This is a genomic window from Faecalibacter sp., from assembly GCF_057177045.1.
The window spans coordinates 1,612,126-1,634,350 of the sequence record NZ_CM169987.1 but is presented as its reverse complement, the minus strand read 5'-3'; the positions used below and the strand labels follow the sequence as shown (position 1 = coordinate 1,634,350).

The 22,225-nt window shown below is 34.9% G+C and carries 35 protein-coding genes; 31 read left to right on the top strand and 4 right to left on the bottom strand.

The features are described from left to right. Positions 1-4 precede the first annotated feature (4 nt). From rpsG to rplQ, 31 genes are all read left to right on the top strand, one after another. Positions 5-481 (top strand): 30S ribosomal protein S7, encoded by a 477-nt coding sequence (rpsG, locus tag AC1QSP_RS07615; RefSeq protein WP_322971892.1) that lies wholly within the window; start codon positions 5-7, stop codon positions 479-481. Positions 482-487: 6 nt separating this feature from the next. Then, the gene (fusA, locus tag AC1QSP_RS07610; protein WP_484078192.1) at positions 488-2,611 is read left to right on the top strand and encodes an elongation factor G; all 2,124 of its coding nucleotides are present in this window, start codon (positions 488-490) and stop codon (positions 2,609-2,611) included. A 12-nt stretch (positions 2,612-2,623) separates the two neighbouring features. Further along, positions 2,624-2,929 (top strand): 30S ribosomal protein S10, encoded by a 306-nt coding sequence (gene rpsJ / locus AC1QSP_RS07605; RefSeq protein ID WP_019974208.1) that lies wholly within the window; start codon positions 2,624-2,626, stop codon positions 2,927-2,929. 232 nt (positions 2,930-3,161) lie between these two features. Then, entirely contained in the window at positions 3,162-3,791 is a 630-nt protein-coding gene (rplC, locus tag AC1QSP_RS07600; protein ID WP_322971895.1) for a 50S ribosomal protein L3, read from the top strand. Next, positions 3,791-4,420, top strand: coding sequence for a 50S ribosomal protein L4 (gene rplD, locus AC1QSP_RS07595; RefSeq protein WP_484078191.1), 630 nt, complete (start codon positions 3,791-3,793; stop codon positions 4,418-4,420). Before rplC ends, rplD begins: the two co-directional genes overlap by 1 nt. Before the next feature lie 7 nt (positions 4,421-4,427). Further along, positions 4,428-4,712 (top strand): 50S ribosomal protein L23, encoded by a 285-nt coding sequence (gene rplW, locus AC1QSP_RS07590; protein ID WP_322971897.1) that lies wholly within the window; start codon positions 4,428-4,430, stop codon positions 4,710-4,712. A gap of 15 nt (positions 4,713-4,727) precedes the next feature. Next, on the top strand, positions 4,728-5,552 hold the full coding sequence (gene rplB / locus AC1QSP_RS07585; protein ID WP_484078190.1) for a 50S ribosomal protein L2: 825 nt from the start codon (positions 4,728-4,730) through the stop codon (positions 5,550-5,552). A gap of 3 nt (positions 5,553-5,555) precedes the next feature. Continuing rightward, positions 5,556-5,834, top strand: coding sequence for a 30S ribosomal protein S19 (gene rpsS, locus AC1QSP_RS07580; RefSeq protein WP_121933338.1), 279 nt, complete (start codon positions 5,556-5,558; stop codon positions 5,832-5,834). Between the two features lie 9 nt (positions 5,835-5,843). Beyond that, positions 5,844-6,260, top strand: a complete 417-nt coding sequence (gene rplV / locus AC1QSP_RS07575) for a 50S ribosomal protein L22 (RefSeq protein ID WP_194182981.1) — start codon at positions 5,844-5,846, stop codon at positions 6,258-6,260. Positions 6,261-6,264: 4 nt separating this feature from the next. Further along, the gene (rpsC, locus tag AC1QSP_RS07570) at positions 6,265-6,981 is read left to right on the top strand and encodes a 30S ribosomal protein S3 (protein WP_177707785.1); all 717 of its coding nucleotides are present in this window, start codon (positions 6,265-6,267) and stop codon (positions 6,979-6,981) included. Positions 6,982-7,016: 35 nt separating this feature from the next. After that, positions 7,017-7,436 (top strand): 50S ribosomal protein L16, encoded by a 420-nt coding sequence (gene rplP, locus AC1QSP_RS07565; RefSeq protein ID WP_019974199.1) that lies wholly within the window; start codon positions 7,017-7,019, stop codon positions 7,434-7,436. A gap of 24 nt (positions 7,437-7,460) precedes the next feature. Further along, positions 7,461-7,649, top strand: a complete 189-nt coding sequence (gene rpmC / locus AC1QSP_RS07560; protein WP_177707783.1) for a 50S ribosomal protein L29 — start codon at positions 7,461-7,463, stop codon at positions 7,647-7,649. A gap of 16 nt (positions 7,650-7,665) precedes the next feature. Then, on the top strand, positions 7,666-7,920 hold the full coding sequence (gene rpsQ, locus AC1QSP_RS07555; protein ID WP_484078189.1) for a 30S ribosomal protein S17: 255 nt from the start codon (positions 7,666-7,668) through the stop codon (positions 7,918-7,920). Positions 7,921-7,929: 9 nt separating this feature from the next. Continuing rightward, on the top strand, positions 7,930-8,298 hold the full coding sequence (gene rplN, locus AC1QSP_RS07550; protein ID WP_092907634.1) for a 50S ribosomal protein L14: 369 nt from the start codon (positions 7,930-7,932) through the stop codon (positions 8,296-8,298). 11 nt (positions 8,299-8,309) lie between these two features. Then, positions 8,310-8,624: a 50S ribosomal protein L24 gene (gene rplX, locus AC1QSP_RS07545; protein ID WP_177707781.1), complete on the top strand. Its 315-nt coding sequence runs from the start codon at positions 8,310-8,312 to the stop codon at positions 8,622-8,624. Between the two features lies 1 nt (position 8,625). Beyond that, on the top strand, positions 8,626-9,189 hold the full coding sequence (gene rplE / locus AC1QSP_RS07540; RefSeq protein ID WP_484078188.1) for a 50S ribosomal protein L5: 564 nt from the start codon (positions 8,626-8,628) through the stop codon (positions 9,187-9,189). Between the two features lie 3 nt (positions 9,190-9,192). Next, the gene (rpsN, locus tag AC1QSP_RS07535) at positions 9,193-9,462 is read left to right on the top strand and encodes a 30S ribosomal protein S14 (protein WP_019974193.1); all 270 of its coding nucleotides are present in this window, start codon (positions 9,193-9,195) and stop codon (positions 9,460-9,462) included. A 210-nt stretch (positions 9,463-9,672) separates the two neighbouring features. Continuing rightward, positions 9,673-10,074, top strand: coding sequence for a 30S ribosomal protein S8 (gene rpsH, locus AC1QSP_RS07530; protein ID WP_322971901.1), 402 nt, complete (start codon positions 9,673-9,675; stop codon positions 10,072-10,074). A gap of 19 nt (positions 10,075-10,093) precedes the next feature. Beyond that, on the top strand, positions 10,094-10,639 hold the full coding sequence (gene rplF, locus AC1QSP_RS07525; RefSeq protein ID WP_484078187.1) for a 50S ribosomal protein L6: 546 nt from the start codon (positions 10,094-10,096) through the stop codon (positions 10,637-10,639). A gap of 13 nt (positions 10,640-10,652) precedes the next feature. Then, a complete protein-coding gene (gene rplR / locus AC1QSP_RS07520; protein ID WP_322971903.1) occupies positions 10,653-11,000 on the top strand; it encodes a 50S ribosomal protein L18 in 348 nt (115 codons plus the stop codon). Between the two features lie 16 nt (positions 11,001-11,016). Further along, complete coding sequence (rpsE, locus tag AC1QSP_RS07515; RefSeq protein WP_484078186.1) at positions 11,017-11,538, top strand: 30S ribosomal protein S5; 522 nt, start codon at positions 11,017-11,019, stop codon at positions 11,536-11,538. An 11-nt stretch (positions 11,539-11,549) separates the two neighbouring features. After that, positions 11,550-11,726 (top strand): 50S ribosomal protein L30, encoded by a 177-nt coding sequence (gene rpmD, locus AC1QSP_RS07510; RefSeq protein WP_322971905.1) that lies wholly within the window; start codon positions 11,550-11,552, stop codon positions 11,724-11,726. Between the two features lie 28 nt (positions 11,727-11,754). Then, a complete protein-coding gene (gene rplO, locus AC1QSP_RS07505) occupies positions 11,755-12,213 on the top strand; it encodes a 50S ribosomal protein L15 (RefSeq protein WP_484078185.1) in 459 nt (152 codons plus the stop codon). A 13-nt stretch (positions 12,214-12,226) separates the two neighbouring features. Continuing rightward, on the top strand, positions 12,227-13,600 hold the full coding sequence (gene secY, locus AC1QSP_RS07500; RefSeq protein ID WP_484078184.1) for a preprotein translocase subunit SecY: 1,374 nt from the start codon (positions 12,227-12,229) through the stop codon (positions 13,598-13,600). 13 nt (positions 13,601-13,613) lie between these two features. Continuing rightward, positions 13,614-13,829 carry a translation initiation factor IF-1 gene (gene infA, locus AC1QSP_RS07495; protein WP_322971908.1) on the top strand — a complete coding sequence of 72 codons (216 nt, stop codon included), beginning with the start codon at positions 13,614-13,616 and terminating at the stop codon, positions 13,827-13,829. An 83-nt stretch (positions 13,830-13,912) separates the two neighbouring features. Further along, on the top strand, positions 13,913-14,029 hold the full coding sequence (ykgO, locus tag AC1QSP_RS07490; RefSeq protein WP_013598490.1) for a type B 50S ribosomal protein L36: 117 nt from the start codon (positions 13,913-13,915) through the stop codon (positions 14,027-14,029). A gap of 12 nt (positions 14,030-14,041) precedes the next feature. Continuing rightward, complete coding sequence (rpsM, locus tag AC1QSP_RS07485; protein ID WP_322971910.1) at positions 14,042-14,419, top strand: 30S ribosomal protein S13; 378 nt, start codon at positions 14,042-14,044, stop codon at positions 14,417-14,419. Positions 14,420-14,430: 11 nt separating this feature from the next. Beyond that, positions 14,431-14,820: a 30S ribosomal protein S11 gene (gene rpsK, locus AC1QSP_RS07480; RefSeq protein WP_322971911.1), complete on the top strand. Its 390-nt coding sequence runs from the start codon at positions 14,431-14,433 to the stop codon at positions 14,818-14,820. Positions 14,821-14,865: 45 nt separating this feature from the next. Next, positions 14,866-15,468 carry a 30S ribosomal protein S4 gene (gene rpsD / locus AC1QSP_RS07475; RefSeq protein WP_322971912.1) on the top strand — a complete coding sequence of 201 codons (603 nt, stop codon included), beginning with the start codon at positions 14,866-14,868 and terminating at the stop codon, positions 15,466-15,468. Positions 15,469-15,490: 22 nt separating this feature from the next. Beyond that, entirely contained in the window at positions 15,491-16,483 is a 993-nt protein-coding gene (locus tag AC1QSP_RS07470) for a DNA-directed RNA polymerase subunit alpha (RefSeq protein WP_177706115.1), read from the top strand. A 10-nt stretch (positions 16,484-16,493) separates the two neighbouring features. Beyond that, the gene (gene rplQ / locus AC1QSP_RS07465) at positions 16,494-16,967 is read left to right on the top strand and encodes a 50S ribosomal protein L17 (protein ID WP_484078183.1); all 474 of its coding nucleotides are present in this window, start codon (positions 16,494-16,496) and stop codon (positions 16,965-16,967) included. 64 nt (positions 16,968-17,031) lie between these two features. Here the strand turns inward: rplQ and AC1QSP_RS07460 are convergent, their stop codons facing one another. From AC1QSP_RS07460 to AC1QSP_RS07445, 4 genes are all read right to left on the bottom strand, one after another. After that, positions 17,032-17,955 carry a T9SS type A sorting domain-containing protein gene (locus tag AC1QSP_RS07460; RefSeq protein ID WP_484078182.1) on the bottom strand — a complete coding sequence of 308 codons (924 nt, stop codon included), beginning with the start codon at positions 17,953-17,955 and terminating at the stop codon, positions 17,032-17,034. A gap of 77 nt (positions 17,956-18,032) precedes the next feature. Beyond that, the gene (locus AC1QSP_RS07455) at positions 18,033-19,325 is read right to left on the bottom strand and encodes a glycosyltransferase (RefSeq protein ID WP_484078181.1); all 1,293 of its coding nucleotides are present in this window, start codon (positions 19,323-19,325) and stop codon (positions 18,033-18,035) included. 6 nt (positions 19,326-19,331) lie between these two features. Next, positions 19,332-21,971 carry a YfhO family protein gene (locus AC1QSP_RS07450; protein ID WP_484078180.1) on the bottom strand — a complete coding sequence of 880 codons (2,640 nt, stop codon included), beginning with the start codon at positions 21,969-21,971 and terminating at the stop codon, positions 19,332-19,334. Then, positions 21,961-22,221, bottom strand: a complete 261-nt coding sequence (locus AC1QSP_RS07445) for a hypothetical protein (RefSeq protein WP_322971917.1) — start codon at positions 22,219-22,221, stop codon at positions 21,961-21,963. Before AC1QSP_RS07445 ends, AC1QSP_RS07450 begins: the two co-directional genes overlap by 11 nt. Positions 22,222-22,225 lie beyond the last annotated feature (4 nt).

Below are 22,225 nucleotides of genomic sequence, written 5' to 3'. Positions count from 1 at the left end.
AGAAATGAGAAAGACAAGAGCTAAAAAAAGACCTTTACTTCCAGATCCTAAATTTAACGATCAGTTAGTTACACGTTTCGTAAACAACTTAATGTACGATGGTAAAAAGTCAGTAGCATTCAAAATTTTCTATGATGCATTAGATATCGTAGAATCTCGTAAAGAAGATGCTGAAAAAACTGCTTTAGATATTTGGAAAGAAGCATTATCAAATGTAATGCCTCACGTAGAAGTACGTTCTCGCCGTGTTGGTGGAGCTACATTCCAAATTCCAATGGAAATTCGCCCAGATCGTAAGATCTCTACAGCTATGAAATGGTTAATTTCTTATTCACGTAAGCGTAATGAGAAATCTATGGCACAAAAATTAGCGGGTGAAATTATTGCTGCTGCTAAAGAAGAAGGTTCTGCTGTTAAAAAACGTCAGGATACTCACAAAATGGCAGAAGCTAACAAAGCGTTCTCTCACTTTAGATTCTAATACACGATGGCAAGAGATTTAAAATACACAAGAAATATTGGTATTGCTGCTCACATCGATGCAGGAAAAACTACAACTACAGAACGTATCTTATTCTATTCAGGTAAGAATCATAAAATTGGAGAAACTCACGAAGGTTCTGCAACTACTGACTGGATGGAGCAAGAGGCTGAAAGAGGTATTACAATTACTTCTGCAGCTGTAACTGTTAACTGGACTTTCCCTACTGAACAAGGAAAACCATTACCAGATGCTAAAGGATACCACTTTAATATTATCGATACTCCTGGTCACGTTGACTTTACAGTAGAGGTAAACCGTTCTTTACGTGTTTTAGACGGTTTAGTTTTCTTATTCTCAGCAGTAGATGGAGTTGAACCTCAGTCTGAAACAAACTGGCGTTTAGCTGATAACTATAAAGTACCTCGTTTAGGTTTCGTTAATAAAATGGACCGTCAAGGTGCTGACTTCTTAAATGTTTGTCGTCAAGTACGTGAAATGTTAGGATCAAATGCTGTTCCTATCGTTTTACCAATCGGTGACGAAGCAGACTTTAAAGGAGTTGTTGATTTAATTAAAAACCGTGCAATTGTTTGGCATGATGAAAACCATGGATCTACTTTCGACGTAGTTGAAATCCCTGCTGATATGGTTGATGATGTAAAACAATACCGTGGTCAATTAATCGAAGAGATTGCTGCATACGATGAGAACTTATTAGAGAAGTATATGGAGGATGAAAACTCTATTACTGAAGAAGAAGTTCACACTGCATTACGTGCTGCTACTTTAGATATGTCTATCATCCCAATGACTTGTGGATCTTCGTTCAAGAACAAAGGTGTACAATTCATGTTAGATGCTGTGTGTCGTTACTTACCATCTCCAACAGATAAAGAAGCAATTCCAGGTACAGATCCTAAAACAGATGAGCCTATCTCAAGAAAACCATCTGTAGAAGAACCATTCTCAGCATTAGCATTTAAAATTGCTACTGACCCATTCGTAGGTCGTTTAGCTTTCTTCCGTGCTTATTCTGGTGCTTTAGATGCTGGTTCTTACGTGTTAAATACTCGTTCTGGAAACAAAGAACGTATTTCTCGTATCTTCCAAATGCACGCCAACAAACAAGAGCCAATCGAGCGTATCGAAGCTGGTGATATTGGAGCTGCAGTAGGATTTAAAGATATCAAAACAGGGGATACTTTATGTGACGAAAAAGCGCCTATCGTTTTAGAGTCTATGGACTTCCCAGATCCTGTAATTGGTATCGCGGTTGAGCCTAAAACTAAAGCTGACGTTGATAAATTAGGTATGGCTTTAGCTAAATTAGCTGAAGAAGATCCAACATTCCAAGTAAAAACTGATGAGGCTTCTGGTCAAACAGTTATTTCTGGTATGGGTGAGTTACACTTAGATATCATCGTTGACCGTTTAAAACGTGAGTTTAAAGTTGAAGTTAACCAAGGTGAGCCTCAAGTAGAGTACAAAGAATCATTCTCTAGACCAGCTAACCACCGTGAGGTGTACAAAAAGCAATCTGGAGGTCGTGGTAAATTCGCGGATATTGTATTCGAAATGGGACCTGCTGATGAAGGTAAAACTGGATTAGAATTCATTTCAGAAATTAAAGGTGGTAACGTTCCTAAAGAATTTATCCCTTCAATTGAGAAAGGTTTCAAAGCTGCAATGAAAAACGGACCTTTAGCTGGATTCGAAATGGATTCGTTAAAAGTTACTTTAAAAGATGGATCTTTCCACCCTGTGGATTCTGACCAATTATCTTTCGAGTTAGCTGCTCAAATGGGTTACAAAGCTGCTGCTAAAGCTGCTGGTGCTCAAATTTTAGAGCCTATCATGAAGTTAGAGGTTTTAACTCCAGAGGAAAACATGGGGGATATCGTAGGTGACTTAAACAGAAGACGTGGACAAATTTCTGGAATGGATGATAGAAATAACGCAAAAGTTATTAAAGCATTAGTTCCATTAGCTGAAATGTTCGGATACGTAACATCATTACGTACTTTATCTTCTGGTCGTGCTACATCAACTATGGAGTTTGATCACTATGCTCCAGCTCCTACAAACGTAGCTGAAGCTGTAATCGCAAAAGCAAAAGGTAACGCTTAATTAAATTAAGAAATGAGTCAAAAAATCAGAATAAAATTAAAATCTTACGATTATTCTTTAGTTGACAAATCAGCTGAAAAAATCGTAAAAACTGTTAAAGCTACAGGAGCTGTTGTTAATGGTCCAATTCCATTACCAACTCACAAAAGAATCTTTACAGTTTTAAGATCTCCACACGTAAACAAAAAATCTCGTGAGCAATTCCAATTATCAGCTCACAAAAGATTATTAGATATCTATTCTTCTTCATCTAAAACAGTAGATGCTTTAATGAAGTTAGAATTACCTAGTGGTGTTGAAGTTGAAATTAAAGTGTAGTCAGCTGACGAATCTTTAAAATCATATAAATATATAACCTCGAGAAGTGCACGTCTCGAGGTTTTTATTTGATTACAAATCATAAAATAGCTGATTTAAAAATAATTAGCTAAAAATTTGTGTTTTGTGAAATAATTCATACATTTGCAAACTGATTTTAGGGAAGGTCTCTAGTGGATTAACCTCCACATTCTCTAAAACATATAATAAATTATAAACATAAATTAATCAAATGTCAGGTATCATTGGTAAAAAGATCGCGATGACTAGCTTATTTGATGAGAACGGGAAAAATATTCCTGTGACTATCGTACAAGCTGGACCATGTGTGGTTACTCAAGTCAGAACCTTAGAGAAAGATGGGTACGTTGCTGCTCAACTTGGTTTCGATGACGCAAAAGAAAAAAACACGACTAATGCTTTAAAAGGTCACTTTAAAAAAGCTGGAACAACTCCAAAACGTAAGTTAGTTGAGTTCTACGGTGATGAGTGGGTTTCTTCTTTAAACTTAGGAGATGTTGTAGGAGTTGATTTAATCAACGAAGGGGAGTATGTAAGTGTTACAGGTACTTCTAAAGGTAAAGGTTTCCAAGGTGTTGTTAAACGTCATGGTTTCGGTGGAGTAGGTCAAGCTACACACGGTCAACATAACCGTTTAAGAGCTCCAGGTTCTATCGGTGCTGGTTCTGATCCTTCTCGTGTATTCAAAGGAATGCGTATGGCTGGAAGAATGGGTGGTAAACAAGTTACTGTTCAGAACTTACAAGTTTTAAAAGTGGATACGGAGCAAAACCTTTTAATTGTTAAAGGTGCTATCCCAGGTCCAAAAAGTTCATACGTAATCGTTAGAAGATTCAAGTAATGGAAGTAGTAGTATTAAACATAAACGGTCAAGAGACTGGAAGAACAGTTTCTTTAGACGAGACAGTTTTTGGAATTGAGCCATCTACACATACAGTGTATTTAGAAGTTAAGCAATACTTAGCTGCTCAACGTCAAGGAACTCATAAAGCAAAAGAAAGAGCTGAAATTGCGGGATCTACTCGTAAGATCAAAAAACAAAAGGGTACTGGTACTGCACGTGCGGGATCTATCAAATCTCCAGTTTTCCGTGGAGGAGGTAGAGTTTTCGGACCACGTCCAAGAAACTACTCTTTCAAGTTAAATAAAGCTCAAAAGAGATTAGCTAAAAAATCTGTATTATCTCAGAAATTAGCTGATAACGAAATCAAAGTTGTAGAGAACTTTACATTTGAAGCTCCTAAGACTAAAGAATTTAAAGCAATCTTATCTAACTTAGGATTAGAGAACAAAAAATCTTTATTCGTATTAGGTGAATCAAATAATAACGTATATTTGTCATCACGCAATTTACAAAGAACTAAAGTTGTAACTACTTCAGAATTAAATGTTTATGACTTAATCAATGCTTCTGAAATTATCTTTTTAGAAGGTTCTTTAGCGTCAGTACAAGAAAATTTAAGTAAATAAAACGAAAATGGGAATATTAATTAAACCAGTAATTTCAGAAAAAGCGACTAATAACAGTGAAGTATTAGGGCAATATTCGTTTTATGTAGATACAAAAGCTAACAAAATTCAGATCAAAGAAGCGATTGAAAAAGCTTACGGAGTTTCTGTAGTTTCAGTTAGTACTTTAGTTTCTGCTCCTAAAGTGAAAACTCGTTACACAAAAACAGGTTTTCAAACTGGGAAAACTAATAAAATGAAAAAAGCGATCGTTAGCTTAGCTGAAGGTCAAGAAATTGAGTTGTTCGGATAATTTAAGAATTAAAAAATGTCAGTAAGAAAATTAAAACCTATCACCCCAGGACAACGTTTTAGAGTAGTTAATGACTTTTCTGCTGTTGATAAAGCAGCTAAACCAGAGAAAACATTAATCGAAGGTAAATCTAAATCGGGTGGACGTAACAACACTGGTAAAATGACAATGCGTTATATCGGTGGTGGACACAAACAAAAATACCGTATCATCGACTTCAAACGTGATAAAGAAGGTGTTGCAACTGTAGAATCTGTACAATACGATCCAAACAGAACAGCATTCATCGCTTTATTATCTTACGAAGATGGTGAAAAACGTTACATTATCGCGCAAAACGGATTAAAAGCTGGACAAACTGTTGTTTCAGGTGATAACGTGGAGCCAGAGGTAGGTAACGCAATGAAATTAAAAAACATTCCTTTAGGTACTGTAATCTCTTGTATTGAGTTACGTCCAGGTCAAGGAGCTGTTATGGCACGTAGTGCTGGTACTTATGCGCAATTAGTTGCTCGTGATGGTAAATACGCTATCGTTAAGTTGCCAAGTGGTGAAGTGAGAATGATTTTAGTGGAGTGTAAAGCAACAGTAGGTGTTGTTTCTAACACAGACCACCAGTTAGAAGTTTCAGGTAAAGCAGGTCGTTCTAGATGGCAAGGTCGTCGTCCAAGAACTCGTCCAATGGTTATGAACCCAGTAGATCACCCAATGGGTGGTGGTGAAGGTCGTGCGACAGGAGGTATCCCTCGTTCTCGTAACGGTATCCCAGCGAAAGGTTACAAAACTCGCGATAAGAAAAAAGCGTCTAACAAATATATTGTTGAAAGAAGAAAAAAATAATTTATGGCACGTTCATTAAAAAAAGGACCATTCATCCACTATAAATTAGAAAAGAAAGTTCTTGCTAACGTTGAATCTGGAAGCAAAAACGTTATTAAAACTTGGTCAAGAGCATCAATGATTTCTCCTGATTTCGTTGGTCAAACGATCGCTGTTCATAATGGAAAGCAATTTATTCCAGTTTTCGTTACTGAGAATATGGTAGGTCATAAATTAGGTGAGTTCGCTCCTACACGTACTTTTAGAGGTCATGCCGGAGCTAAAAACAAAGGAAAAAAATAGTAGAAGGCCATGGGATCTAGAAAAAGATTAAGTAACGAAAGAATCAAAGAAGCTAACAAGCAGGTAGCTTTCGCGAAATTAAATAATGTTCCTACTTCTCCTCGTAAAATGAGATTGGTAGTAGATATCATTCGTGGAGTTGAAATTCAAAAAGCTTTAGGTATTTTAAAATATACTAAAAACCACGCTTCAATCCGTTTAGAGAAATTGTTATTAAGCGCTATCGCGAACTGGCAAGTGAAAAACGAAGGAGCTGACGTTGAAGAAGCTGGATTATATGTTAAAGAAATCTCTGTAGACAGTGCACGTCAATTAAAACGTATCCGTACTGCTCCACAAGGTAGAGCACATAGAATCAGAAAACGTTCAAACCATGTAACTTTGGTTTTAGGAACTAAAGAAGATAAACAAAAAGTACAAGATTAAGAATATGGGACAAAAGACTAATCCAATCGGAAATCGTTTAGGAATCATCAGAGGATGGGATTCTAACTGGTACGGTGGAAATGATTACGGTGATAAAATTGCTGAAGATGCGAAAATTCGTACTTACTTAAGAGCTCGTTTATCTAAAGCCGGAGTTTCTCGTATTTACATTGATCGTACTTTAAAATTAGTTACTGTAACTGTAACTACTGCTCGTCCAGGTATCATTATTGGTAAAGGTGGACAAGAGGTTGACAAATTAAAAGAAGAGTTAAAGAAAATCACTGGTAAAGAGGTTCAAATTAACATCTTCGAAATTAAGAGACCAGAATTAGATGCAATCTTAGTAGGTGATAGTATCGCTCGTCAAATTGAGAATCGTATTTCTTACCGTCGTGCTATTAAAATGGCTATGACTTCTGCGATGAGAATGAATGCTGAAGGAATCAAAGTTCAAATCTCTGGACGTTTAAACGGAGCTGAAATGGCACGTTCTGAAACTTACAAAGATGGACGTATTCCATTATCAACATTCCGTGCGGATATTGATTACCACATTTCAGAGGCTCACACAACTTACGGTCGTTTAGGGATCAAAGTGTGGATCATGAAAGGTGAGGTATATGGTAAGAGAGAATTATCTCCATTAGTTGGATTACAAAAGAAACAAAAGAAATCTAACGGAAAAGGAGGTGAAAGATCTAATAATAGAAAGCGATAATTTAGTTTTAAACTAACATAAAGAATTAAGTAGATATGTTATCACCGAGAAGAGTAAAGTTTAGAAAAACCCAAAAAGGTAAGATGAAAGGTGTTTCTCACAGAGGAACTCAATTAGCTTACGGGACTTTCGGGATCAAATCTTTAGACGAAGCGTTTATTACAGCTCGTCAAATCGAGGCAGCTCGTATTGCTGCAACTCGTTTCATGAAGAGAGAAGGTCAATTATGGATTAAAATATTTCCAGATAAACCAATCACTAAGAAGCCAGCAGAGGTACGTATGGGTAAAGGTAAAGGTGCTCCAGAATATTGGGTAGCTCCAGTACAGCCAGGACGTATTTTATTCGAAGTGGGAGGTGTGCCATTAGAGGTTGCTACTGAAGCATTGCGTTTAGCTGCTCAGAAATTACCTGTTAAAACTAAGTTTATCGTTGCACGTGATTTCCAAAATTAATTAATTACAAAAAATTAAGAAAAAATGAAAGCAGCAGATATCAGAAATCTAAGCGTAGAGGAGATCAAAGCTAAATTAGCTGAAGAAAAAGCAAACTACGATTCGTTAAAATTAACAAACGCAGTTTCTCCTGTAGGAAATCCAATCGGTATTAGAGACTTACGCAGAACAATTGCTCGTCTTAATACTGTATTAAACGAAAAACAATCATAACAGTAATCTGTAACTGATGGAAAGAAATTTAAGAAAAGAAAGAATTGGTTTAGTTACTTCAAACAAAATGGATAAAACCATTGTTGTAGCTGAAACTAAAAAGCAAAAGCACCCATTCTATGGGAAATTCGTTTTAAAAACGAAGAAATATACAGCGCACGACGAAGCTAACGAGTGTAACGAAGGTGACACTGTGCGTATCATGGAAACTCGTCCTTTGTCTAAAAACAAAAGATGGAGATTAGTAGAAATTATTGAAAGAGCTAAATAATAATAAGTTATGTTACAACAAGAATCTAGATTAAAAGTTGCAGATAACACAGGAGCTCGCGAAGCATTAGTAATCCGCGTTTTAGGGGGTACTAAAAGAAGATACGCATCAGTTGGTGATAAAATCGTCGTTGCTATTAAAGATGCAACTCCAAACGGAAACGTTAAAAAAGGTGCTGTATCTAAAGCTGTTGTAGTTAGAACTAAGAAAGAAGTTCGTAGAAAAGACGGTTCATATATCCGTTTTGACGATAATGCTTGTGTATTATTAAATACTCAAGGTGAGATGCGTGGTACTCGTGTATTCGGACCAGTAGCTCGTGAATTACGTGACAAAGAATATATGAAAATTGTTTCATTAGCCCCAGAGGTATTATAATATAGATCAACATGGCAAAGTTAAAAATTAAAAAAGGAGACAACGTAGTTGTTTTATCAGGTTCTTCAAAAGGACAAACTGGTACAGTATTACGCGTATTCCCAGACAAAGCTAAAGCTATCGTTGAAGGGGTTAATATCGCAAAAAAACGTGTAAAGCCAAGCGCACAGAATCCACAAGGAGGTGTTGTAGAAAAGGAAGCTCCAATCTATTTATGCAAATTGGCTTTAGTTGATCCTGAAACTGGAAAAGCAACTAAAGTTGCAATCAAAGTGGAAGGTGATAAAAAAGTAAGAATTGCTAAAAAATCAGGAAAAGCTATCTAAGATGAGTACAACTAAATTCACACCTCGTCCGCAGGTTAAATATAAAGAAGAGATTGTATCTGCTCTAATGGAAGAGTTCGGATATAAATCAATTATGCAAGTTCCTAAATTAGAGAAAATTGTTTTATCTCAAGGTTTAGGTGCTGCAACAGCAGACAAAAAAATTGTTGATTACGCTATCGAAGAGTTAGAGTTAATCACAGGTCAAAAAGCAGTTGCTACTATCTCTAAGAAAGATGAGGCAGCTTTCAAATTACGTAAAGGAATGCCAATTGGTGCTAAAGTTACTTTACGTGGTGAGAAAATGTACGAATTCTTAGATCGTTTCGTATCTGCATCTTTACCTCGTGTACGTGATTTCAACGGTATCTCAGCTACAGGATTTGACGGTAGAGGTAACTACAACTTAGGTATCAAAGAGCAAATTATCTTCCCAGAGATTTCTATTGATAAAATCAAAAAAATCCAAGGTTTAGATGTTACTTTTGTTACTTCTGCTAACACAGATAAGGAAGCAAAATCTTTATTAACTAAGTTTGGTTTACCATTCACTAAAGAAAAATAAGACATGGCTAAAGAATCAATGAAAGCGCGTGAGCGCAAAAGAGAAGCATTAGTTGCTAAGTATGCTGCTAAACGTCAAGCTTTATTAGAAGCTGGTGATTATGAAGCATTACAAAAATTACCTAAAAACGCTTCTCCTGTTCGTTTACACAACCGTTGTAAATTAACAGGTCGTCCAAGAGGATACATGAGAACTTTCGGGATCTCTCGTGTAACTTTCCGTGAGATGGCTAACGAAGGGTTAATCCCAGGTGTTAAGAAAGCTTCTTGGTAATCTACCAATCGCTTATAGATATAAAAGTCCTTACTCAGAAATGAGTAAGGATTTTTCTTTTTGGGATAAATCTTAAGTTAAGATAATAATTTGCAACGTATTGCGATTATATTAAAAAAAAGATATATATTTGCAACCCAAATGCATAGTGCATTAAGGTAAAATTTTAATTTTAAAAGTAGGGTTTAGCCCTATACTATAGAATTATTTATGTATACAGATCCAATTTCAGATTTTCTAACGCGTGTTAGAAATGCACAGATGGCGGGACACAAAGTTGTGGAAATCCCAGCATCTAAAATTAAAAAAGAGATCACTAAGATCTTATTTGAACAAGGTTATATCTTAAACTACAAATTCGAAGGTCAAGATCAACCTCAAGGTACAATCAAAATCGCTTTAAAGTACGACAAAGTAACTAAAGAAGCTGCTATCCGTAAAATCAAAAGAGCTTCGACTCCAGGTTTACGTCAATACGCAGGTGCTAAAGAATTACCACGTGTTTTAAACGGTTTAGGTATCGCTATCGTTTCTACTTCTAAAGGAGTAATGACTGATAAACAAGCTCGTCAAGAGAATGTAGGTGGTGAGGTATTATGTTTTGTTTACTAATATTTAAAAGCAAGTAATTATGTCAAGAATAGGAAAAGCAACAATAAATATCCCTGCAGCAGCTACAGTAGAATTCGCTAACAATGTTGTAACTGTAAAAGGTAACAACGTCACGATGACTCAAGAAGTTAAACCAGGTTTCGAAATTAAAATCGAAGACGGTGTATTATCAGTAGTTCGTCCAGATGATTCTAAAGAAAACAGAGCATTACACGGTTTATACCGTGCGTTAATCAATAACATGATTATCGGTGTTACTGAAGGATTCAAAAAACAATTAGAATTAGTAGGGGTAGGGTATAGAGCATCAAACCAAGGACAAAAATTAGATATGTCTTTAGGTTTCTCTCACAACGTAGTTATGGAAATTCCTGCTGAAGTAAAAGTTGAAACTTTAACTGAAAAAGGTAAAAACCCAATCATTACTTTATCTTCTCACGACAACCAATTATTAGGTATGATCGTAGCTAAAATTAGAGGATTCCGTAAACCAGAACCTTACAAAGGAAAAGGTATCAAGTTCGTAGGAGAAATTATTAGAAGAAAAGCAGGTAAATCTGCATAAAAATCATTGAAAAATGGCATTATCTAAAGTAGAAAAAAGACAAAAAATAAAAAGACGCGTTCGTCGTAATATTTTTGGTACTGCTGAGAAACCTCGTTTATCAGTTTACCGTTCAAATAAAGAAATTTACGCTCAAATTATCGACGATAATTCAGGAGTTACTATCGTATCTGCTTCATCACGTGAGGCTGGAGTTGAAGGAACTAAATCTGAAAAATCAACGACTGTTGGTAAAGCATTAGCTGCAAAAGCTATCGCTAAAGGAATTGAAACTGTTGTTTTTGACCGTAATGGTTTCGTATATCATGGTAGAATTAAAGCTTTAGCTGAAGGAGCTAGAGAAGGTGGTTTAAAATTCTAAAAAAGAGAAAGAAATTATGTTAGGATTCAAAAACGTAGAAAGAGTAAAACCAACAGGATTAGATTTAAAAGATCGTTTAGTTGGAGTTCAACGTGTTACTAAAGTAACAAAAGGAGGTAGAGCATTCGGATTCTCTGCTATCGTAGTTGTAGGAGATGGTAATGGTGTAGTAGGTTACGGTTTAGGGAAATCTAAAGATGTTGCTTCTGCTATCGCTAAAGCAATTGAAGATGCTAAGAAAAACTTAGTACGTATTCCATTAAATGGAAACACAATTCCTCACGAACAAGAAGCTCGTTTCGGTGGTGCGCAAGTATTCATCCGTCCTGCAGCAAAAGGTACTGGGGTAATCGCTGGTGGTACTGTACGTGCAGTATTAGAATCAGTAGGTGTACACGACGTATTATCTAAATCTAAAGGTTCTTCTAACCCTCACAACGCTGTTAAAGCTGTATTCCGTGCTTTATTAAGCTTACGTTCAGCTGAAACAATCGCTCGTCAAAGAGGTATTTCTGTAACTAAAGTATTTAACGGTTAATTAAAATTATCATGAAAGTAAGAGTAAAACAAACACGTAGTGCTATCAACCGTGATAAATCTCAAAAAGCAACGTTAGTAGCTTTAGGATTAAGAAAGTTAAATCAAGTTGTTGAGCACGAATCAACTCCTCAAATTGAAGGAATGATCCGTAAAGTGCAACACTTAGTAGTAGTAGAAAGAGCTTAATCGCTTTAACCTTTAAAAGATTTAAAAAATGAATTTAAGTAATTTAAAACCAGCTGCTGGTTCAGTAAAAAATAAATTCCGTAAAGGTAGAGGTGAAGGTAGTGGAAACGGTTTAACTGCAGGTCGTGGACACAAAGGTGCTAAATCTCGTTCTGGTTATTCAAGAAAAATCGGATTCGAGGGTGGACAAATGCCTTTACAAAGACGTTTACCAAAATTTGGTTTCAAAAACATCAACCGTGTTGAGTACAAAGGAATCAATTTAGATACTATCCAAGCTTTAGTTGATAACAACAAAATCACGGATACATTAAATAAAGAAACTTTAGTACAGTTAGGATTAGCTCACAAAAACGACTTAGTGAAAATCTTAGGTCGTGGTGAATTAACTGCTGCTGTTACAATCACTGCTGATAAATTCACTCAATCTGCTCAAGAGGCTGTTGAGAAAGCTGGTGGTAAAGTTGAATTAATTAACGCTAAGTAATATTTTTTTATAGATGAAAGGGTTTATTCAGACCGTAAAAAATATCTGGAGCATTAAAGAATTAAAGGAAAAGTTAATTTTAACTTTTCTTTTAATTTTGGTTTATAGATTCGGATCATATATTCCGCTTCCAGGTGTCGATATTAACGAAGTAAATCGTTATGTTGCAGACCAAGCAAGTGCAAATTCTGGAATTTTAGGATTATTAAACTCTTTTACCGGAGGTTCTTTTAGTAGAGCTTCCGTTTTGGCGTTAGGTATTATGCCATATATCTCTGCTTCAATTGTTGTACAATTAATGGGATTAGCGGTACCTTATATACAAAAACTACAAAAAGAAGGGGAAAGTGGACGTAATAAAGTAAACCAAATTACACGTTGGTTAACGATTGGTATCTGTTTAGTACAGGCACCTGCGTATCTTACTTTAGTAACTTCACAAATTTTACCTTATGATCCTGCATCACCATATGCATTTTATTTAGTTCCACCATCGAACTTTTGGTTTTGGTTTCCTTCAGTAATCATATTAATTACAGGAACAATCTTTTCGATGTGGATGGGAGAAAAAATTACAGACAAGGGAATCGGTAATGGTATTTCAATCTTAATTATGGTTGGTATCTTAGCAGATTTACCTCGTGCAATCTTAAATGCATTTGAAACTGATGCTTCAGGAGGAATCTTCTTCTTGTTAGAAATGTTAGGATTAATTATCGTAATTGCATTATGTATTCTAATTGTGGCAGCTGTACGTCGAGTACCTGTACAATACGTTAGAAGAGCGCAAACTTCAAGTAGCTCATATATGAGATCAGTTACTGATTCAGTACGTTCTTATATTCCTTTAAAGGTGAATGCTGCGGGAGTTATGCCAATTATCTTTGCACAAGCAATTATGTTTTTACCAGGAACGCTAGCAAGTTATGTTTTATCAGACGAAAGTCCAATAAAACAATTCTTTACGAAGATGGCAGATCCATTTACATTAGAGTATAATTTAATCTTCGGATTCTTAATTATTATCTTCACATATTTCTATACTGCGATTACAATTCCAGTAAATCAGATGGCTGAAGACTTAAAAAGAAACGGAGGAATTATACCAGGAATCCGCCCAGGAAAAGAAACTGCAGATTTTTTAGATGAAATTTTATCAAAAATTACGTTACCTGGAGCAATTTTATTAACTTTGCTTGCTGTTTTACCTGCGGTTGTCAATTTATTAGGTGTTGAACAAAATTTAGCTATGTTCTATGGAGGTACATCAATGTTAATTATGGTTGGTGTAATTCTTGATACAGTTCAGCAAATCAATACTTATTTATTGAATCACCGTTATGATGGATTAATGTCATCAGGAAGAACATCTAGTGATATAGCTTAATTAAATTTTAAGAATGGCTAAAACAAAACATATTGAACAAGACGGAACAATTACAGAAGCATTATCAAATGCCATGTTCCGTGTTGAATTAGAAAATGGGCATGTCGTGACATGTAACATTTCTGGTAAGATGCGTATGCACTATATTAAATTATTACCAGGTGACAAAGTAAAAATTGAAATGTCTCCATATGATTTAAGTAAAGGGCGCATTTCATATCGTTACTAATACAAGTAAAAATATTAATAATGACTGGAGATAGAGTTAATAGGCGATATTAGCTCTATCGGATTATAGATAAATTTATAAAGATGAAAATTAGAGCATCCATTAAAAAGAGAAGCGCTGACTGTAAAATTGTGCGTCGTAAAGGACGTTTGTATGTGATCAACAAAAAGAATCCTAAGTTTAAACAAAGACAAGGTTAATTATTTAGAATTATGGCAAGAATTTCAGGTGTAGATTTACCTAAAAACAAAAGAGGGGTAATCGGACTTACATACATTTACGGTATCGGTAGAAGTACAGCTTCTAAAATCTTAGCTGAGAACAACATCTCAGAAGATACAAAAGTTAGCGATTGGTCGGATGAAGAAATCAATGCAATCCGTGCGTCAATCAACGACAACTTTAAAGTTGAAGGGGAATTACGTTCAGAAATCCAATTAAACATTAAACGTTTAATGGATATCGGATGTCAGAGAGGTATTCGTCACAGATTAGGTTTACCATTACGTGGTCAAAGAACTAAAAACAACTCACGTACTAGAAAAGGTAAAAAGAAAACAGTTGCTAACAAGAAAAAAGCCACTAAATAATAAATAGGATCATGGCAAAAAATCAAAAAGTAGTTAAGAAAAGAAAAGTAGTTATTGAAGCTACTGGACAAGCTCATATTCAAGCATCGTTTAATAACGTTATCGTTACTTTAACGAACAAAAACGGTGAAGTTATTTCTTGGTCTTCAGCAGGTAAAATGGGATTCCGTGGTTCTAAAAAGAACACTCCTTACGCTGCTCAAGTTGCTGCTCAAGATGCGACTTCAGTTGCTTACGAAGCTGGATTAAGAAGAGTAAAAGTATTTGTTAAAGGACCAGGTCAAGGTCGTGAGTCTGCTATTAGAACTATTCACAACGGAGGGATTGAAGTTTCTGAAATCATCGACGTAACTCCATTACCACACAATGGATGTCGTCCTCCTAAAAAGAGAAGAGTATAATTTATTTTTCTTTATTTAACAATTAATTTTATAACAGAATAAATCATGGCAAGATATACAGGACCAAAAACTAAAATCGCTAGAAAATTTGGACAACCAATTTTCGGTGATGACAAATCTTTTGAGAAAAAGAAATATGCTCCAGGGCAACACGGGCCAAACAAAAGAAGAGCTAAAAAATCTGAGTATGCTATCCAATTAGCAGAAAAGCAAAAAGCGAAATATACATACGGAATCTTAGAGCGTCAATTCTCTAATTTATACAAAAAAGCAAATGCTTCTAAAGGAATTACTGGTGAAGTATTATTACAATTATGTGAGTCTCGTTTAGACAACGTAGTTTACCGTTTAGGTATTGCTAATTCTCGTGCTTTCGCTCGTCAATTAGTTTCTCACAAACACGTAACTGTAAACGGAGAAGTAGTTAACATCCCTTCTTACCAATTAAAAGCTGGTGATGTTATTGCTGTAAGAGAAAAATCAAAATCTTTAGCTCCTATCGCAAACTCATTACACGCACGTAAAGAGTACGATTGGTTAGTTTGGAATGATGAGCAATTATCAGGAACTTTCACTAAAGCTCCAGAAAGAGTTCAAATCCCAGAAGAGATTAAAGAGCAATTAATCGTCGAGTTATATTCTAAATAAACCTTAAAATCAGACTAATAAAATGACTATTTTAAATTTCATCAAACCTGACAAGGTAATCTTAGTTGAATCTGATTCTAACTTTGGACAATTCGAATTCCGTCCATTAGAGCCAGGTTACGGGATTACTGTTGGAAATGCTCTTCGTAGAGTATTACTTTCTTCATTAGAAGGTTTCGCAATTACTTCAATCAAAATTGAAGGTGTAGAGCACGAATTTTCAACAATTCCAGGGGTAGTGGAAGATGTTACAGAGATCATTTTAAATCTGAAAAAGGTTCGTTTTAAGAAACAAATTGATGAATCAGATGCTGAAACTGTAACTGCTACTATCTCAGGGCAAGATCAATTAACAGCAGGTGATTTAGGTAAGTTTATTTCTGGATTCCAAGTTTTAAACCCTGAATTAGTAATCGCTAACTTAGATTCAAAAGTGAATTTGACAATCACTTTCACAATTGAGAAAGGTAGAGGATACGTACCAGCTGAAGAGAATAAAAAGGCTTCTGCGCCAATTGGTACTATAGCAATTGATTCAATTTACACTCCGATAAAGAATGTAAAATACGCAATTGAAAACTATCGTGTAGAACAAAAAACTGATTATGAAAAATTAGTTTTTGAAATTACTACTGATGGTTCTATAACTCCACAAGATGCTTTAACAGAAGCAGCTAAAATCTTAATTCACCACTTTATGTTATTCTCTGATGAAAGAATCACTCTTGAAGCAGAAGAAGTAGCATCTGGTGAAACATACGATGAGGAAGCTTTACATATGCGCCAATTGTTAAAAACTAAATTGGTTGATATGGACTTATCAGTTAGAGCATTAAATTGTTTAAAAGCAGCTGAAGTTGAAACTTTAGGCGAATTAGTTTCTTTCGCTAAGTCTGACTTAATGAAATTCAGAAACTTTGGTAAGAAATCACTTACTGAATTAGAAGAATTGGTGGATAGCAAAGGGTTAAACTTTGGTATGGACATCGTAAAATATAAGTTAGACGTAGAATAATATTATTACAATGAGACACGGAAAAAAAATAAACCATTTAGGTAGAACTGCCTCTCATAGAAGAGCTTTATTATCTAACTTAGCTATCGCGTTAATTACTCACAAGAGAATTAATACGACTGTAGCTAAAGCTAAGGCTTTACAAAGATACATCGAGCCTTTATTAACAAAGTCAAAAACTGACGATACAAACAACCGTCGTGTTGTTTTCTCTTACTTACAAGATAAAGAGGCCGTTACTGAATTATTCAGAACAGTAGCTCCAAAAATCGCTAACCGTCCAGGTGGATACACTCGTATCATCAAAACTGGTTTCCGTTTAGGAGATAGCGCTGATATGGCTATGATCGAGTTAGTAGATTTCAACGATATCTATACTAACGCTAAAGTTGAGAAAAAAGCAACTACACGTCGTGGACGTAAAAAAGCAACTGAGACTGTAGAGGAAACTCCTGCAACTCCAGAAGCTACTGAAGAAGCTTAATCTTAATTAGATTATCAATAACGAAAAAAGGACTCCATTGGAGTCCTTTTTCATTTTATATCGTTTACTTCTTAATGAATTTTTTCGTCATCGTTTTACCATCTTTAAAAGTGATTTTAGCGATATAATTTCCTGGTTTTAGAACATTAGTATCCACTGATTTTAAACCTTTAGAAATCATTTCTAATTGTCCTAATCCATTATATATTTCAACGGTTTGTACTTCTTCAATGGTATGGACAAATAGATTTTCTTTCACTGGATTTGGATAGATAGAAGCCTCATGAATTGCAAGTTCTGATGTATTCATCTCGACTTCATTAATCTTAAAGTTATCATAGAAAGCATCTCCGCCGTAATTGTTATGGAGTATTGTTAATCCCTTAATCTCAGTTTGTGTAAAATTAGGGGTCGTATGAATTAACGTACCATTCAAGTAATAATTAATTTGATTGGCATTTACTTCTATTCTAATAGAATTCCAGGCATTAAGAGGCCAGTTTTCTCCTGCATCGGCGTATTCAAATTCATAATCTGTATTTTTAGTGATGTAGATGTAACCTCTATTCTCCATTCCAATTCCAACTACAGGTACATATTCCTCATTTGCATTAATTCCATATAAATTAAATTCAAAATCTGCACCATTACGTTGTGAAATATATACATCGTACGAGATTGTAAATTCTTGATAAGAATAAGGAGTTTCAAACGCTTTACTACTTCCGAATATTGGTAACCATTGGGGATTATATTCGGATTGATGACCATTTTTGAACGATAAGATTCCATCACTTGCTCTTTCGTCTGTAATGATTTGATTCGTTAAAAATCCATTATACCCTTCTGTGACTTCCCAACCATTTTGTTCGTTTAATGATCCTATGATATAACCTTCATTGGTCTCGAAAGAAATCGTTTCTTGTGCATAAGTAGTAGATGCTAATGCAAAAACAACAGCACAAGCAAAGTAAAATTTTTTATTCATGATTAATGTTTATTGAATTTATAAATATACAAATTTCATGATATAAAAAAACTCCATCGCATGGGATGGAGTTAATACTATAAGCGTTGAAGTGTTTGTGCTAATTCTTGGGTCAATTGACGTCGATGAAATTTTTGTACTTCGGAAATATCGGCTTGCATAGTTTGATTAGGATTTGCTAGCCATTGATTATAGATTTCTAAAATATATTTTTTGATGCTATCGACCTCTTGATGGGAAAAGTATTGTCCAGCTTTGGTTTGGTTTAATATTTTTTCTACATCTGCATCTTGTGGTCCAATGGCGATTATCGGGTTATTTGTAGCCATATATTCAAATAACTTTCCAGGAATGATCCCTTTTGAAGCTTCAGTATCAAAGTTGGTTAAAACTAAGATATTCGCTTTATTGATTGCTTCTAATGACTCTTGATGCGATACATATCCATGAACCAATAATTGATCTTTAATTCCAGCTTCTAAAATAGATGCCTTTACATCTTCTGCTAAGGAACCATAAAAATTCAATTTAAGATCACTTTTAAAAAATGAATTGCTAGCCGAAAGATCAGCTAAAGCTTTCCAAAGTGCGACGGGATTACGAAGCATTTCTAAACCTCCTGAATAGGTAATATGAAAATGTTCATGATCCTTTTTCGTATCCTTTTTAACGGATTCAAAACCATTCGTGATAACTTGAACATTTTTAGCACCAATTTTTGTGAAGTTTTCACCATCCGTGTAACTAGTGGCAAGAACCAAGTTAGCTTTAGTCATCACTTCATGTTCTAAGGATTCATGTTTTTTGGCTGCCCATGAAGTTAATTTTAATTCTTTATGGTAACTGATTTGTGTCCATGGATCACGAAAATCTGCAACCCATTTAAGTTTTGGATTGGATTTTTTCAAACCTAAACCAATCAAATGCATACTATGAGGTGGACCAGAGGTCACAATAGTATCAATTTGTTCTTTCTGGATGTAATCCGTTAAAAACTGGATGGAAGGTTTAATCCAATATTTTCGAGCGTCAGGTATAAAGAAATTCCCTCGAATGAATACCGATACTTTTGACATGAAAGATTGTGATTCTTTCTTTTCAAAATGACCACCTTTATAGGATTTGTTCTTGGGATTTAATTTCTCAGCAATTTGGTATGGTTCCCAAATTTTAGATTTGATGATTTTAACTTTTGAATTGATGTCCTTAGCCAATGTTTCATCTAAAATGGGATAGGATGGATTTTCTGGAATATACACATGAGGTTCATACCCAAATTCAGGAAGATATTTGGTAAACTTCAACCATCTTTGAACACCAGGGCCTCCCGCAGGAGGCCAATAATAGGTGATAATTAATATTTTTTTCATTTCAAATTAAGCAACTGATTTGAAATCGTCATTTTTATTTTTACAATTCTTATATCCAAAGAATATTCCACCAATTAGGATGGCAATCAGAAGAATATTGGATGCAATCATAATGGTTTTTCCTGTAGAAATGACCGACGGTTCGTAGGTAAATACAATTTCATGATTTCCTTTTGCTAAAGGAATTGCTCTTAAAATGTAATTTGCTTTTACAATTTCAACCTCCTGTCCATCGACAGTAGCTTTCCATCCATGCGGATAATAGATTTCAGAGAAAACAGCAATTTGATCTGTAGTACTATTTGCTTGATATACCAATTTTGTAGGTGAATAAGAAGTTAATTTGATTTGAGCTGTAGAATCAGGCGTGATAGTTTGCGGTAATTGTTTCGCTATATCATTTCTTACAATAACTTCTTCTTCTAAAAAAGTATTATTAAGCGCTAAAATTTCTTCGTTCGCATTATTTACAACTTTTGTTTTACCCACTAACCAAGCATTTCCAAAAGCTGTAGGATTCACTTCAATTTTTGGTTCTTGAATACTACCATGAACAATGTATTTGGTATTTAACATGTTCAATACATTGATCATTCCACTTTCGTCTGTAATCCCATATTTTTTAGCACGTGGATCATTTGAAAAATACAAATCGATAATATCTTGGTATTTTCCTAATTTGGCTGCGTGATACCCTCCAATTGAATGAACAAAGAACGATGTTCCGGCTTCATTAAAGGTGCTTTGAGTCGTATTATAAACGCGATATTGTCCTTTATCCGATTGTGCTAAATCAGAGAGAGCTTTATTCAGTGGAACCTTGTAAGCAATTTGAGCTACATTGTTATTGGAATTTGCCTCTGATTCTAACTTCACAGATAATTCAGTAGGGAATGGGTTATCTACGATATAGCTCGATACAAAGTTTTCTTCATTAAAATATCTTTTGTTTACAAACAATCCATCAATCAGTGCCAATCCTCCTAATGCTAAAACAACAATCGTTGCATTTTTGATGTATTTCTTTTGATAAGCAAATAATAAGGCTACTGTACATAATACAAAAATCAAAGTACGTATAGTATCTGCTCTAAACATTGATACACGATCTGCGATTAAAGCTTGATCCAATTGCTGTAAAGTAGATTGCCAAAAACCAATGGCATTTGGATTCGCCTGACCAATCAATGACATGAATTGATCCGTCATGTATTTATCAGTAGACGATTGGAAAGGGAAAATAGCATCTGCCCCTAGGTATAAAATTCCTAATATTACAACTGTAGCCCCACCAACAACCGTTAAGATTTTTGTTTTGTATTGATCATCTTTTTCTTCATTCATAAAGTAATAAACTGTGATGATAGCAAGTAAAGGCATTGTAAATTCAGCCATTACTAAGATGGAAGATACAGCACGGAATTTATCGTACATTGGGAAATAGTCGACAAAAATATCTGTTAACCATTGTAAATTTTTACCCCATGCCAATAAGATACTTAAGACAGTAGCTGATAATAACCACCATTTGTATTTGGCATAATGACCTCTAATCATGACTAAACCTAAGATGAAAAGGAATACAACAATAGCTCCTTGATATGCTGGTCCTGAAGTTCCAGGTTGTTCCCCCCAATACGTTGATCGAGGTTGCTGTGCTAATGCTTGAAATACCTGCTGATTAAATTCATCATCTCCAATATTTTGATATAGATTTTGTAATTGACCGTAATAATTGGCTAAATCTTCTTCAGAACTCATCGATGAACCACCCATTAAATTCGGAATGAATAAGTTTAAAGTTTCTAATTTTCCATAGCTCCATTGCGTGATATAATCATGATCTAATCCCTCTGTATTGGTTTTTAATAAGGACATTTCAGATTTTCCACGAGTTGTTTCTTTAGAATATTCGTAAGTGGATAATAATCGTGAAGCATTAAGTCCTAAAGCAATGATACATGCTACAACAACTAGTCCCGAGGCTTTAAAGAAATCTGGAAGTTGTTTAGCTTTGAGATCGGCAATGAATTGGAAAATTGCAAACACTAACATCACTAAGAATAAATAAAATGTCATTTGGATGTGATTGGCTTGCAATTGTAAGCCCATAAAAAGTGTCGTTAAGACAAAACCAGAAATATATTTTTTACGGTAAAGTAATAGTATTCCGGCAACCAACGGAGCAAAATATGCAATCGTGTGAACTTTTGCGTTATGTCCCGCGGCTATGATAATAAAGAAATAGGCTCCAACAGCAAAGAAAATCGATCCTGTTAATGCATATTTCCATTTTTTAAATAAGGTAAGTCCAAGGATAAAGAATCCACTGAATAATAAAAAGATATAATCTGCTGGCCTTGGTAAAAATCGAATAACTTTATCAATACCTTTAATTAAATCAAAATCATATTGTGCTCCTGTTTGGTAGGTTGGCATCCCTCCAAACATAGCATTGGACCAATAGACATGATCATCGGTTTGTTCTTGATAAGTTAACATTTCTTCGGCACTACCACGGTAATTGATAATGTCGGGTTGTATAATGGATTTTCCTGATAATACAGGGGAACAATAAATCAATGCAACCAATGCAAAGAAAATGATTGAACCAAGGATGTAGAGTAAATTCTTTTTATTTTTCATTCTTTTCTTCGATTATTTCGAAATCTATAGTTTCAGCTTCAATATTATAGCGTGGTTTCTCTGTGTTAGGACGTTGTGATTGTCCTTGTGATGATTGTTGATATGGATTTTGAGGATGACCACCACCAAATTGTTGACTTTGGTTAATGGCATCCTTAAATGCTTTTTTGATCATCAATAATTTTCGGACAAATCGAAAAACGAAAAGGAAAATAATCCCTAAGACGATAATCCAAATAATAGTTTTCATTTTT

Coding starts and splice junctions, on each gene's coding strand:
- secY (WP_484078184.1), top strand. CDS start 12,227: ATGAAAGGGTTTATTCAGACCGTAAAAAATATCTGGAGCATTAAAGAA.
- rplW (WP_322971897.1), top strand. CDS start 4,428: ATGGGAATATTAATTAAACCAGTAATTTCAGAAAAAGCGACTAATAAC.
- AC1QSP_RS07450 (WP_484078180.1), bottom strand. CDS start 21,971: ATGAAAAATAAAAAGAATTTACTCTACATCCTTGGTTCAATCATTTTC.
- rplN (WP_092907634.1), top strand. CDS start 7,930: ATGTTACAACAAGAATCTAGATTAAAAGTTGCAGATAACACAGGAGCT.
- rpsG (WP_322971892.1), top strand. CDS start 5: ATGAGAAAGACAAGAGCTAAAAAAAGACCTTTACTTCCAGATCCTAAA.
- rpsC (WP_177707785.1), top strand. CDS start 6,265: ATGGGACAAAAGACTAATCCAATCGGAAATCGTTTAGGAATCATCAGA.
- AC1QSP_RS07445 (WP_322971917.1), bottom strand. CDS start 22,221: ATGAAAACTATTATTTGGATTATCGTCTTAGGGATTATTTTCCTTTTC.
- rplE (WP_484078188.1), top strand. CDS start 8,626: ATGAGTACAACTAAATTCACACCTCGTCCGCAGGTTAAATATAAAGAA.
- AC1QSP_RS07460 (WP_484078182.1), bottom strand. CDS start 17,955: ATGAATAAAAAATTTTACTTTGCTTGTGCTGTTGTTTTTGCATTAGCA.
- rplC (WP_322971895.1), top strand. CDS start 3,162: ATGTCAGGTATCATTGGTAAAAAGATCGCGATGACTAGCTTATTTGAT.
- rplO (WP_484078185.1), top strand. CDS start 11,755: ATGAATTTAAGTAATTTAAAACCAGCTGCTGGTTCAGTAAAAAATAAA.
- rplV (WP_194182981.1), top strand. CDS start 5,844: ATGGGATCTAGAAAAAGATTAAGTAACGAAAGAATCAAAGAAGCTAAC.
- ykgO (WP_013598490.1), top strand. CDS start 13,913: ATGAAAATTAGAGCATCCATTAAAAAGAGAAGCGCTGACTGTAAAATT.
- rplR (WP_322971903.1), top strand. CDS start 10,653: ATGGCATTATCTAAAGTAGAAAAAAGACAAAAAATAAAAAGACGCGTT.
- rplQ (WP_484078183.1), top strand. CDS start 16,494: ATGAGACACGGAAAAAAAATAAACCATTTAGGTAGAACTGCCTCTCAT.
- rpmD (WP_322971905.1), top strand. CDS start 11,550: ATGAAAGTAAGAGTAAAACAAACACGTAGTGCTATCAACCGTGATAAA.
- AC1QSP_RS07455 (WP_484078181.1), bottom strand. CDS start 19,325: ATGAAAAAAATATTAATTATCACCTATTATTGGCCTCCTGCGGGAGGC.
- rpsJ (WP_019974208.1), top strand. CDS start 2,624: ATGAGTCAAAAAATCAGAATAAAATTAAAATCTTACGATTATTCTTTA.
- rpsM (WP_322971910.1), top strand. CDS start 14,042: ATGGCAAGAATTTCAGGTGTAGATTTACCTAAAAACAAAAGAGGGGTA.
- rpsK (WP_322971911.1), top strand. CDS start 14,431: ATGGCAAAAAATCAAAAAGTAGTTAAGAAAAGAAAAGTAGTTATTGAA.
- rpmC (WP_177707783.1), top strand. CDS start 7,461: ATGAAAGCAGCAGATATCAGAAATCTAAGCGTAGAGGAGATCAAAGCT.
- infA (WP_322971908.1), top strand. CDS start 13,614: ATGGCTAAAACAAAACATATTGAACAAGACGGAACAATTACAGAAGCA.
- rplD (WP_484078191.1), top strand. CDS start 3,791: ATGGAAGTAGTAGTATTAAACATAAACGGTCAAGAGACTGGAAGAACA.
- rpsD (WP_322971912.1), top strand. CDS start 14,866: ATGGCAAGATATACAGGACCAAAAACTAAAATCGCTAGAAAATTTGGA.
- rplF (WP_484078187.1), top strand. CDS start 10,094: ATGTCAAGAATAGGAAAAGCAACAATAAATATCCCTGCAGCAGCTACA.
- rplP (WP_019974199.1), top strand. CDS start 7,017: ATGTTATCACCGAGAAGAGTAAAGTTTAGAAAAACCCAAAAAGGTAAG.
- AC1QSP_RS07470 (WP_177706115.1), top strand. CDS start 15,491: ATGACTATTTTAAATTTCATCAAACCTGACAAGGTAATCTTAGTTGAA.
- rpsN (WP_019974193.1), top strand. CDS start 9,193: ATGGCTAAAGAATCAATGAAAGCGCGTGAGCGCAAAAGAGAAGCATTA.
- rpsE (WP_484078186.1), top strand. CDS start 11,017: ATGTTAGGATTCAAAAACGTAGAAAGAGTAAAACCAACAGGATTAGAT.
- rplB (WP_484078190.1), top strand. CDS start 4,728: ATGTCAGTAAGAAAATTAAAACCTATCACCCCAGGACAACGTTTTAGA.
- rpsQ (WP_484078189.1), top strand. CDS start 7,666: ATGGAAAGAAATTTAAGAAAAGAAAGAATTGGTTTAGTTACTTCAAAC.
- rplX (WP_177707781.1), top strand. CDS start 8,310: ATGGCAAAGTTAAAAATTAAAAAAGGAGACAACGTAGTTGTTTTATCA.
- rpsH (WP_322971901.1), top strand. CDS start 9,673: ATGTATACAGATCCAATTTCAGATTTTCTAACGCGTGTTAGAAATGCA.
- rpsS (WP_121933338.1), top strand. CDS start 5,556: ATGGCACGTTCATTAAAAAAAGGACCATTCATCCACTATAAATTAGAA.
- fusA (WP_484078192.1), top strand. CDS start 488: ATGGCAAGAGATTTAAAATACACAAGAAATATTGGTATTGCTGCTCAC.